The following is an 11518-nucleotide window of genomic DNA, read 5'->3' as shown; positions in this document are numbered from 1 at the left end:
TAAAAATAGAACCAGGAAAAAACCAAATGAGAAAGAAAAAAAAACCGTCCCAAAAACTTGTTTTGAGACGGCCTCTTCGTTTTCTCATTTTCACAATCAATACTCGACGCGTATATGATTTTGTTTTTATGCTTCAGTTGGTTCCAAAAACAGTTTCATGTCTTCATCAACAGTTGTGATTCCGGCAATACCGAAATTTTCAACCAATACATTGGCAACGTTTGGCGACAGGAACGAAGGCAATGTTGGACCAAGGTGAATCTTTTTTACTCCCAGGTGAAGCAATGCCAATAATACAATTACTGCTTTTTGTTCGTACCATGCAATGTTGTAAGCAATTGGTAGATCGTTGATATCTTCCAGTTCAAAAATTTCTTTCAGTTTTAATGCCACAACTGCCAGTGAATATGAGTCGTTACACTGTCCGGCATCAATTACTCGTGGAATTCCATTGATATCACCGAGCGGCAATTTGTTGTAACGGTATTTGGCACAACCTGCAGTTAAAATCACCGTATCTTGAGGTAATTTCTGAGCAAATTCAGTATAGTAATCACGGCTCATCATACGGCCATCGCAACCAGCCATTACAAAGAATTTGCGGATCGCTCCGGTTTTAACAGCTTCTACAATTGGTTCCGCAAGTTCGAATACCTGGTTGTGAGCAAATCCACCAACGATTTCACCTGTTTCAATTTCTGTTGGGGAAGCACATTTTTTTGCATGTTCAATGATCGCTGAGAAATCTTTCATTTCCCCTTCTATTCGGTCTGAAATATGAATAGCACCTGTTAAACCACTTGCTCCGGTAGTGTATATACGATCTTTATAACTTGCATTTTCAAGTGGAGGAACAATACAGTTTGTGGTAAACAGAATCGGGCCATTGAATGATTCAAATTCTTCTTTTTGTTTCCACCAGGCGTTTCCATAATTACCTGCTAGATGGCTGTACTTTTTAAATGCTGGATAATAGTTGGCAGGTAACATTTCGCTGTGTGTGTAAACATCCACTCCGGTTCCTTCGGTTTGTTTCAGCAGGTCTTCCATGTCTTTCAGGTCGTGACCAGAAATCAGGATGGCCGGATTGTTACGAACACCAATATTTACTTTGCTTACTTCAGGATTTCCGTAGGTTCCTGAGTTTGCAGCATCTAAAAGAGCCATTACATCAACACCAAATTTGCCGGTTTCAAGGGTCAGATTTACCAATTCATCAACTGATAAATCTTTAGTTGTTGCTGCTAAAGCCTCCTGCAGAAAATCGAAAATTTCTTGTTTCTCATGTTTTAGGTTGTAAGCATGCTCGGCATAGGCTGCCAAACCTTTCAATCCATAAATGATTAGTTCTTTCAATGAACGAACATCTTCATTCTTTTCACTCAAAATTCCAACTTCCTTTGCTTTTATTTCAAACTCTTCTCCCGTTTTAGCTGTCCAGTGAACAGAATCATGATCACTAATAAGCAATCCGGCATCAGCAACTTTTCCTTTTAATTCATCACGAAATTTCAAGGCTTTTTTAATTCGAATGACAAATGCGGTATGATCGAAGTTGGCATTGGTAATGGTGCTAAACAAACCATCAAAAATTACTTTATTTGCCTTTTTATCAGCTTTGCCTACTGTTTTTAAATCGGTATTTAAAATTGAAATTCCTTTCAATACAAAAAGCAAAGTGTCTTGTAAGTTTGCTACATCACTTGGTTTTCCACAAACTCCTTTAATCGTGCAACCTACTCCTTTTGCCGCTTCCTGGCACTGAAAACAAAACATATTCTCCATAACTAATTTCTATTTATATTCTGGTTAATTTATTCATACTCGCGTCATCCTGAACTTGTTTTCAGGATCTTATATTAAGTGACAGATTCCGAATCCAGTTCGGAATGACATTCCTCTTAAATTTTATTTTGATTTTGGGGTGTATAAAAAAAGAGCCGGGAAATTACTTAATCCCGGCCTTTCTCCCTAAATCCACTCTTCAGCCAATACGTCCCCCCTGATTCCAACTACTATTTCTTTCACAGGTACTTTTCTCTCTGCACGTTCTGTTGCCATTTGTACTAACTGACTCAGACCTCCACAACAGGGGACTTCCATAATAACTACTGTAATTGTATTTACTTTCGATTCGTCAATTAAACGAATTAATTTTTCAACGTATATTGATTTTCCTTCATCCAGCTTTGGACAGGCTATAACAAGTTTTTTCCCTTTGATGAAAGTTTGATGGAAACTTCCATGGGCAAAAGCAGCGCAATCGGCAGCAACTAGCAAATCAGATCCTTGAAAGTATCCCGCAGCCGGATTGATCAGATGCATTTGCACTGGCCATTGCTGTAGCTCCGATTGTCCGGATGCTATTGGAGCAGCTTCAGCAGGTGCCATCATAAATGCCGGGCGTTCAAAACTAACTGGTGCAGATCCGGGACATCCACCTCCGCAACTACTACTTTGTGCCTGTCCTTCGGGTTTGCTGTTGTGCACTTCACTGATAATAGCGGAGACATTCACTTCCAAATTTTCTTCATTTGCTTTCAGGTATCGCACTGCTTCCTGTAAAAATCCGGTTTCACCGTGATCTTTTAAATGCTTAAGGTGAGCAATCAATACGTTTTCTCCTTTGGGAATCATTTGCTTGATAACGGTCACTTCGTCGTATTCTTCCGCTTCACGTTTTTCAATTTCAATTGCTCCCTGAGGGCAATGGCCAAGGCAAGCGCCCAATCCATCACACATCAATTCACTAATCAATCTTGCCTTACCATCTATTACTTGTAATGCGCCCTCGTGACAATTTGGAATGCAGATTCCACATCCGTCACACAAGTCTTCATCTATTTTTACAATTTCTCTAATCATCTTTCGCTATGTTTGATGCAACAAATATAGATGGTCCCTGTTTGAAGAATTGTACCAAATGTTACAAACTCGATTTTTTTATGATTGACTTTAGTTTACTCGCAAAATCTCCCGTGTTTATGGGCTTAAGTCCTGAACGAATCCAGTCAATATTGGAAAGTGTTCATTTTCAAATACGACATTTCGATAAAAATGATTTGGTTGTGCAAGCGGGTGATGAATGTTCCAGTCTGATACTGGTGCTTTCCGGAAGTGTAAAAGGAGAAATGGCCGACTACACAGGGAAAACCATCAAGATTGAAGATATCGAAGCTCCGCGTCCTTTGGCTGCTGCTTTCCTTTTTGGTCAAAAAAATAAGTTCCCGGTTACCGTAATTGCGAATAATGAAGTTGCGTTGTTGTACATTCAGCGTTCCGAGTTTTTGAAATTGTTACAAAAAGACCAACGCATTCTAACAAACTACTTAAACTCAATATCCTCGCGTGCACAGTTCTTGTCGCAACGCATCAATTTTTTGTCTTTAAAAACGATTCGTCAAAAGATTGCCCATTATCTGTTGGAACTTGCAGGGGACCGGCTTGCTATCGTTGAGTTGCCGTTATCGCAGGCGCAGCTAGCTGAGTTTTTCGGCGTTACCCGCCCTGCTCTGGCTCGTGCAATGGGCGAATTGGATCAGGAAGGTTATGTGGAAGTTCACCGGCGAACCGTTCGAATTCTGGACAAAACGAAAATGAATAATTTATTGAAAGGCTGATTTATCTGAGTGAAGTTTTTGTAAGTAAGATAAATCGTATTAGCACTTGAATGTATGGAAATAGATAAATACGTAAGAATAAATATATATTGATATATATCAATAAAAATATGAACATAGTTGTTGGTATTGTTTTTTACTTTGTTGTGAATAAAAAAATCTAATCTATGAAACATACTTTTATGAAGAAATTGAGTTTTCTTACTGTATTGACGCTCTCATGCATGTTTGCATCAGCAACAGATGGCTATTTTAGTGTTGGATATGGCACAATTAATAAGGGATTGGCTGGAGCAGGAATTGCATATTACCAGGGATCACTTATTAATGGAAACCCTGCAGGGGCTGTATTTTTAGGGAAGAAATATCAACTTGGAGTTGATTTTTTTAATCCAAACAGGCAATTTACTATTTCCGGGAATCCTTCAGGAATGGATGGAACCTTTGGGTTGGGTGCCGGAACTGTTCAAAGTGATAGTAAATTGTTTGTAATTCCGTCGATTGGAGCAAACTGGATGCTTAATGAGAAATCAAGTTTCTCTGCTACAGTGTTTGGAAATGGCGGAATGAATACGAATTATCCGGTTGCAGGATTCTATGATCAATCTTCTGAGTCTTTAGGTGTTAATTTAGCGCAAATGTTTGGAAACCTTACCTACTCATTGATGTTGGGAGAGAAACATAGTCTTGGATTAACCGGAGTTGTTTCTTATCAATATTTTGAGGCAAAAGGATTAGCTGCTTTTGGTATGTTTTCGTCTGATGCTGCTAATGTCTCAGGGAATGGTACTTCCAATAGTTTTGGAGTTGGTTTTAAAGTGGGGTATATGGGGAAATTGGCTGATAATTTCACCATTGGTGCCATGTACCAGAGTAAGGTTTACATGAGCGAATTTGAAGAGTATGCAGGTTTATTTGCTGAGCAAGGTGATTTTGATATTCCTTCGAGCTGGACTGCAGGTTTTTCCTGGGATGTGACGGATGCTTTTACAGTTATGGCTGATGTGAAGCAGATTTTTTACAGTGAAGTAAAGTCAATTTCCAATTCGATGATACCAAATATCATGACGACTCAACTTGGAGCGGATGATGGTGCTGGTTTTGGATGGAAAGATATCACCGTTGTAAAGTTGGGCTTATCGTGTTCAGCTGTTGAAGACTGGACATTTAGAGCAGGATATTCAATTGGCGAAAATCCTATTTCCGAATCAGAAGTCATGTTTAATATCCTGGCTCCCGGAGTTGTTACCAATCAGTTAGCTCTTGGTTTTTCAAAGAATGTTGGGCAAAAAGGAAATCAATTCCACATGGCCATAAATTACGCAATGAATAATAGTGTGAAAGGTGCAAACCAAATGGATCCACCTTCCGGACAAACTATTGAAATTGAGATGAATCAGTTGGAACTTGAATTTGGATTCTCATTCTAAGTTCTTTCGAACAGATATGCATTGCAAAAAAAGGAGATTAGCACCGATGCTAATCTCCTTTTTAATTATCGTTTCAGTTGTGATCCTAGTTTACCTCATTTGTTGAAATCGAATAAGGACGACTTTCTTTCGAAGCTCCCCATTTTTTATTTGGTTTGCCAGCCATGTTGAAGATCAATTCTCCACCATTCATTAAATCTTCGTGCGTGATGTATGTTTTGTTGTAAGCTTTGCCATTTAACGTCGCAGATTTGATATAGATATTTTTATCACTCAAGTTATTTGCTTTCATGGTGAAAGTTTTACCATTGCCAACTTCAACAACAGCTTCATTTACACATGGACTGCCAATTACATATTCGTTGCTTCCAGGGCAAACAGGGTAGAAGCCCATTGAACTGAAAATGTACCAGGCAGACATTTGTCCACAGTCGTCATTTCCACACAGTCCATCTGGTGCAGGGTTGTATTTGGTATTAATGATATGGTGAATCTTCTCAGCCGTTTTCCAGGGAGAACTGGTCCAGTTGTATAAATATGGCACATGATGACTTGGTTCGTTTCCTTGCACATAGCCACCGATAATTCCAACGCGATCAATATCTTCTGATTCTTCAAAGAATTCATCTGGTAAATGCATCTCAAAAAGCGAATCTAAACGAGTGATAAATTTCTTTTCGCCTCCAAGTAAATCGATATAACCGGCAACATCTTGTGGTTCATATAGTGAATAGTTCCATGCATTTCCCTCAATGTATCCTTCGCCGGTTGTTTTTAAGGCATTGAAATTGGCTTTCCAACTTCCATCTGAATTTTTTGCACGAATAAAGCCAACTTCCGGATCAAACAAGTTTCGATAATACAAGGCACGTTTCATATAAGTTGCAGCTTCTTCCTTTTTACCCATGGCTTGTGCCATTTTGGCGATGGTCCAGTCATCATAGGCATATTCTAAAGTTAACGAAGCCGAATTGTTAACTAAGTCGAAAGGCACATAACCATATTTCATGTATTCACCAATGCCATCATAACTTTTATGAGTTGAGGACTTTATAACTGACTCAAAAGCTTTTTCCACATCATAATCTCGAATGCCTTTCATATAAGCATCAGCAATGACAGGTACAGCATGATATCCAATCATACACCAGTTTTCATTATTGAAATGCGACCAAACAGGCAGTAAATGATGCACACTTTGTTCATAATGCTTGATCATTGAAATTACCATGTCATTTGCACGTATGGGTTGAAGCACTGTAAACAGAGGGTGCAAGGCACGATAGGTATCCCACAGAGAAAATACTGTATAGTTGGTAAATCCATCGGCTTGGTAGATGTTCTGATCCAGACCGCGATATTTTCCGTCGACATCATTGTAGGTAATCGGGTTAATGAAAGCGTGGTACATGGACGTGTAAAAAGCTACCATTTTATCCTGATCAGCCTGAATTTGAATTTTCTCCAATTCTTTTTCCCATAGGTTTCTTGCATCCGCTTTCACTTTGTCAAAGTTCCAGTGGGGAATTTCGGCTTTCATATTATTTAAGGCACCTTCAGTACTCACAGCTGACAGTGCAAATTTGATTTTTATAGGTTCGCCATCATTCATGTCAAAATCAAAATAGTTGACCATGTCTTTGGCTTCCATCTGAGGAAAGTTTTTGGTTTCGTTGAACTTACGCCAGAAACCTCTGTAAACCAGCTTTTCGTCGCTTTTCATGCCATATTCTTTAATAGGCTTTGAAAAGCTCATTGCAAAATACATATAGCGATTACGCGCCCAGCCACGAGTAATTCGGTAGCCGGTAACCAAGGTGTCATTTTCAACACGAACTGAAGCCCAAATCACTTTTCCGTCGTAATTGTAAATGTTGTAATTCATATCTAAAATGATATGTCCAACATCGGTTTTTGGGTAGGTGTATTGATGAAATCCTGTATGAGTAGTAGTTGTTAGCTCTGCTGTGATTTGATCATCTTCGAGCAAAACTTTATAATATCCCGGTGCTGCTTCTTCATTTTCGTGGCTGTATTTTGAACGGAAGCCATTTTCTGTATGGTCTGCGGTCCCCGGATTTAGCTGTAATTTACCTGCAGTTGGCATGATAAGAAAATCACCCAGATCTGAGTGACCGGTACCACTGAAGTGAGTATGGGCAAATCCAACGATAGTGGGGTCAGTGTATTGATAGCCCGCGCAATATCGATATACTTCGCCATTGTATCGACCATTTACGCTGTACGGAATGGTGTCTGTTTCCGGACTTAGCTGTACCATCCCAAAAGGAACCGTTGCACCAGGAAAGGTATGTCCCATCTCCTGAGTTCCAATAAATGGATCAACATAGTCAACCAAATCTTTTTGGGAATTTTGAGCCCATCCACTGTTAACAAATAAGCATATGGTGGCCAAAACAAAACTGTACCTTAATAGTGTTTTCATCATCATGTCTATTACTTTTTACAAACAAAAAGAACTATCAAGAATGATAATTCTTTCGGCCTAAGTTATTTTGTGTTTTTAAATTGCTGGATTAGCAATATATTCTTTCCATAAATCAGCAGGTGTTTTACCTGTTAATTCTACCCAGGTTTGATCAGTGTATGTGTGGTCACGCATAATTTGATCCATTTTTTCAACAAATTGATTGTCTTTGTTTTTTACAATCCAAGCGAAAAAACGAGCGGTAACCCGGTAAGAGTTGTCGTAGTTTTGTGTCTCAGAAACATTTGGAAGAGACCAGCCGGCACCAGCATTATCAACTCCGAATTTGTATCGCACATAGTCGGCAATACCTTCTGTCACCCACCAAGGTCCGGTTGTATTTCCGTAGGCTTGTACAATGTGCATTACTTCGTGAGTAACCACATCAATGTCGCCGGGGTGCTGTGCAAACCACTCCGGATTATAGACTACCCGGTCTGCAGATGTTGCAGCAACTCCGTCATATGCAGGATCAACCACAAACGTTACTGTTTTAGTCGTGTTTTCATTGTATTGCTGGGCTAACTTTGGATAAACGGCAAAAAATGTATCTTTCAATTTTTGTTCTACAGAAGCGCTGAAGTTTTCGGCTTTATTGATGTAAATCAACGTATATCCGTCCTTCGTGATAGAATCATTGGTGACGTAATTGGCGTTACTGTCATCTTGAGCGCAAGAAATGAATTGAACAACAATCAAAAAAAGCGCTGTAGTGGATAATAATTTAGTTTTCATTCTAATGGGAAATAAGTGAATTATTATTATAAGATAGATTTTTCAAAAATAAGTAACGAATTGTAAGATATTGTTGCTATTTGTCATGTTGATGTTTTTATTTAAGAAATAATAAAACCAAATTGATTTTTCATGTTAATTGTTTCATACACTAATACGATTTGAACGGCGTTTTCACTCATTTTTATTGAGATTTGGAGCTTAGATTTATCGATTTTAAATCATTTTGCTGATCCTGTTGTTTGAGGTGTTTATTATATTGCAAATACAATGAGAAAAACTGAACTGAATGGGAAGTTGTTTTATCAATTCGAAATTTTTAATTCGATCGCATTGATTAATTTCTGTAGTACAAAAATTGGGTGGGAGGAAAATGGAAGCGTCAGATTTACCGGTGATTTTGAAGACGATTATATACCTTTTAGAAAGGAATTGGCGAGTGCTTTAAATCTTCAGTTAGACCAGTTGATCCTTCCAAGACAAAATCATGGTACCGGTATTCAGGTTGTTCAAGAATCCAGTCCCTTGGCTGATGTCTCAGAAACTGATGCATTAATTACCAACAATCCCAATCTTTGTATTTGTGTTCAAACGGCTGATTGTGTCCCTGTTTTACTACATGATCCAAAACAAAATGTAATTGCGGCTGTTCATTCGGGGTGGAGAGGAACAGTCAACAAAATTCTTACAAAAACGATTGAAAAAATGCATGATCAGTTTGGAACCAATCCGCAGGATATTGTAGCTGGAATTGGTCCATCCATTTCAAAAAATCATTATGAAATTGGTGCTGAGGTAATTTATCAGGTAAAACAAACGTTTCCTAATTCAAGTGATTTGTTATTTCAAATGGGAAATGGTAAAGCCCATTTGAATTTGTGGGAAGCTAATCGGAGTTTGTTGATCGAAGCAGGAGTTGATTCGAAGAGGATCGAATTATCTGGCCTTTGTTCATATGCGTTGCTGGAATTATTTTACTCGGCACGAAGGGATGGAGCAGCAACAGGTCGCATGGTTTCTGGTATAATGTTAAACAAAACAGAGACTCATTAACTGATTATGATTATATTTATAACTTTGATAAAACTCCAAAATTTAGACTTATGAAATCGATATTTCTTAGAAGAATTTTATTTATCATTTTCACATTGGGGGCATTAACTTTTTCTGCAAGAGCAACTGATGGATATTTTAGTACTGGATATGGGACAATTAGTAAAAGTTTAGCTGGTGCCGGAGTTGCCTATTATCAGGCATCGTTGATAAATGGGAATCCCGCGGGAATGGCTTTGTTGGGTAAGAAATTCCATATAGGAGTAGACTTATTCAATCCAAATCGAGATTTCACTATTATGAATGATCCCTCCGGTTTTGACGGAACTTTCGGTTTGCAAGCAGGATCCGTGGAAAGTGGCGCAAAATATTTCGTAATTCCTTCCTTGGGAGCTAATTTTATGCTGACTGACTATTCGAGTTTTGGGGTGGCATTATATGGAAACGGAGGAATGAATACCACATTCCCACCTGGAGGATTTGGTGATTTTGGTTCTGAATATACAGGGGTTGAATTAATTCAAATGTTCTCCAATTTTACCTATTCACTCAATATTGACAAGCAACACAGCATTGGTGTAACCGGAATTCTTGCCTATCAGTATTTTCAGGCAGATGGATTGGCTGCGTTTGCTGTTTTTTCATCTGATGTTACCAAGTTATCTGGAAACGGAAGGTCGAATAGTTTTGGATATGGTATTAAGGTCGGATATTTAGGGCAATTGACTGATTTAATAACTGTTGGAGCCAGTTATCAGAGTAAAACCTATATGAGCGAATTTAAGGAATATGCTGGTCTGATTGCTGAAAAGGGAGACTTTGATGTGCCTGCGAATTGGACTGTTGGAGTCGCTTTGCATATGACTGACGAATGGACATTGATGGCAGACTTTAAACAAATTAACTATGCAGATGTCAAATCAATTTCAAATCAAATGATGGGGCCAAATGGTATCAACGCGCCATTGGGAGCAGCATCCGGTGCCGGATTTGGTTGGGATAATATGAGCCTGATCAAAGTAGGATTTGCTTATGAAAGTCCTTCTTCCTGGACGGTACGAGGAGGTTATTCATTTGGGAATAGTCCAATTTCTGATAAGGATGTCATGTTTAATATTTTGGCACCTGCAGTAATAACCAATCAGGCAGCTATCGGATTTACCAAAAACCTTGAAAAGAAGAAACGTAGAGGTCGTGGTTGGAAGGGGTATCGAGGCCGCAAGAAAACAGGTGAAGGCAAACAACTGCATTTAGCCTTTAATTATGCATTCCCGAATAGCGTAAAAGGGATAAATCCAATGGATACATACTCAAGTCCACCACAAACCATTGAAATCGGAATGAATCAAATGGAATTGGAAATTGGTTTTTCGTTCTAGATCAGAAAGTTAGTTTTTAGAATGTGAGATTTTTATACCTTTGCGGCCGTTGAAATTATTTGTAAATGCTTGCAGGTGGCATCACCCTGCATACAAAAAATAAAAAAATGCACAATGAAATTCTATGGCTGGTTATGCTACTGGCCAACTTCCTATTAATTATTGCGGCTTATCGCCTGTTTGGAAAATTGGGACTCATAATGTGGATTCCAATATCTGTAATTGTTGCCAATATTCAGGTTATTCAAACTATTGAGCTGTTTGGATTAGTTGCAACCTTGGGAAATATTGTTTATGCATCTTCATTTTTGGTAACTGATATATTGTCTGAAAATTACGGGAAACACGAAGCAAAGAAAGCAGTTTGGATAGGTTTCTTCAGTTTAATTGCAATGACTTTGGTAATGAATCTGGCTTTGTATTTTAGACCATTGGCAGGCGATGAATTTGCAACCACTACGCACGATTCGTTAAGCACTATTTTTAAATTAATGCCTCGCATTGCAATTGCCAGTCTTTCTGCATATATCGTTTCTCAGCGACATGATGTTTGGGCATATCATTTCTGGAGAAAGCGATTTCCTAGTGAAAAGCAGATTTGGTTACGAAATAATCTGAGTACGATGGTTTCGCAATTACTGGATAGTATTATTTTTACTCTTATTGCTTTTTGGAGTGTTTTTGAGAACAATGTCCTTTGGGAAGTATTTATCACAACCTACCTGTTGAAATGGGTGGTTGCTGCTGCTGATACCCCTTTTATTTATTGGGCAAAATCAATTTTCAAAAAGCAACGTTTTGTAATGAGATAAA

General features: G+C 38.5%; 9 protein-coding genes. 5 read left to right on the top strand and 4 right to left on the bottom strand.

All coding sequences use genetic code 11. The features are described 5' to 3' along the window. Nucleotides 1-126: 126 nt before the first annotated feature. Nucleotides 127-1785 (bottom strand): hydroxylamine reductase, encoded by a 1659-nt coding sequence (hcp, locus tag ACUNWD_RS11490; protein WP_445587950.1) that lies wholly within the window; start codon nucleotides 1783-1785, stop codon nucleotides 127-129. 186 nt (nucleotides 1786-1971) lie between these two features. Further along, on the bottom strand, nucleotides 1972-2865 hold the full coding sequence (locus ACUNWD_RS11485) for an ATP-binding protein (protein WP_445587949.1): 894 nt from the start codon (nucleotides 2863-2865) through the stop codon (nucleotides 1972-1974). An 80-nt stretch (nucleotides 2866-2945) separates the two neighbouring features. Between ACUNWD_RS11485 and ACUNWD_RS11480 the strand changes: the two genes are divergently transcribed. Further along, nucleotides 2946-3620, top strand: a complete 675-nt coding sequence (locus ACUNWD_RS11480; RefSeq protein ID WP_445587948.1) for a Crp/Fnr family transcriptional regulator — start codon at nucleotides 2946-2948, stop codon at nucleotides 3618-3620. A 182-nt stretch (nucleotides 3621-3802) separates the two neighbouring features. Further along, nucleotides 3803-5050 carry an OmpP1/FadL family transporter gene (locus tag ACUNWD_RS11475; protein ID WP_445587947.1) on the top strand — a complete coding sequence of 416 codons (1248 nt, stop codon included), beginning with the start codon at nucleotides 3803-3805 and terminating at the stop codon, nucleotides 5048-5050. Nucleotides 5051-5135: 85 nt separating this feature from the next. Here the strand turns inward: ACUNWD_RS11475 and ACUNWD_RS11470 are convergent, their stop codons facing one another. Further along, nucleotides 5136-7502, bottom strand: a complete 2367-nt coding sequence (locus ACUNWD_RS11470; RefSeq protein WP_445587946.1) for a GH92 family glycosyl hydrolase — start codon at nucleotides 7500-7502, stop codon at nucleotides 5136-5138. A gap of 72 nt (nucleotides 7503-7574) precedes the next feature. Next, complete coding sequence (locus ACUNWD_RS11465) at nucleotides 7575-8273, bottom strand: basic secretory protein-like protein (protein ID WP_445587945.1); 699 nt, start codon at nucleotides 8271-8273, stop codon at nucleotides 7575-7577. Between the two features lie 270 nt (nucleotides 8274-8543). Here ACUNWD_RS11465 and pgeF point away from each other — a divergent pair, with 270 nt between their 5' ends. The 3 genes from pgeF (at nucleotide 8544) to ACUNWD_RS11450 (ending at nucleotide 11517) form a co-directional block, all read left to right on the top strand. Continuing rightward, on the top strand, nucleotides 8544-9326 hold the full coding sequence (gene pgeF / locus ACUNWD_RS11460) for a peptidoglycan editing factor PgeF (RefSeq protein ID WP_445587944.1): 783 nt from the start codon (nucleotides 8544-8546) through the stop codon (nucleotides 9324-9326). Between the two features lie 50 nt (nucleotides 9327-9376). Beyond that, on the top strand, nucleotides 9377-10705 hold the full coding sequence (locus ACUNWD_RS11455; protein WP_445587943.1) for an OmpP1/FadL family transporter: 1329 nt from the start codon (nucleotides 9377-9379) through the stop codon (nucleotides 10703-10705). Nucleotides 10706-10812: 107 nt separating this feature from the next. Then, nucleotides 10813-11517, top strand: a complete 705-nt coding sequence (locus ACUNWD_RS11450; RefSeq protein WP_445587942.1) for a queuosine precursor transporter — start codon at nucleotides 10813-10815, stop codon at nucleotides 11515-11517. The last annotated feature ends 1 nt before the right edge of the window (nucleotide 11518 follow it).

The organism is Sunxiuqinia sp. A32 (genome assembly GCF_052690465.1).
Note: the sequence above shows the minus strand (reverse complement) of the source record. Positions and strands in the feature narration are given on the sequence as shown.

Excerpts from the sequence above, each read along its gene's own strand:
- ACUNWD_RS11485 (WP_445587949.1), bottom strand. The coding sequence starts at position 2,865 with ATGATTAGAGAAATTGTAAAAATAGATGAAGACTTGTGTGACGGATGT.
- hcp (WP_445587950.1), bottom strand. The coding sequence starts at position 1,785 with ATGGAGAATATGTTTTGTTTTCAGTGCCAGGAAGCGGCAAAAGGAGTA.
- pgeF (WP_445587944.1), top strand. The coding sequence starts at position 8,544 with ATGAGAAAAACTGAACTGAATGGGAAGTTGTTTTATCAATTCGAAATT.
- ACUNWD_RS11480 (WP_445587948.1), top strand. The coding sequence starts at position 2,946 with ATGATTGACTTTAGTTTACTCGCAAAATCTCCCGTGTTTATGGGCTTA.
- ACUNWD_RS11475 (WP_445587947.1), top strand. The coding sequence starts at position 3,803 with ATGAAGAAATTGAGTTTTCTTACTGTATTGACGCTCTCATGCATGTTT.
- ACUNWD_RS11450 (WP_445587942.1), top strand. The coding sequence starts at position 10,813 with ATGCACAATGAAATTCTATGGCTGGTTATGCTACTGGCCAACTTCCTA.
- ACUNWD_RS11455 (WP_445587943.1), top strand. The coding sequence starts at position 9,377 with ATGAAATCGATATTTCTTAGAAGAATTTTATTTATCATTTTCACATTG.
- ACUNWD_RS11465 (WP_445587945.1), bottom strand. The coding sequence starts at position 8,273 with ATGAAAACTAAATTATTATCCACTACAGCGCTTTTTTTGATTGTTGTT.
- ACUNWD_RS11470 (WP_445587946.1), bottom strand. The coding sequence starts at position 7,502 with ATGATGATGAAAACACTATTAAGGTACAGTTTTGTTTTGGCCACCATA.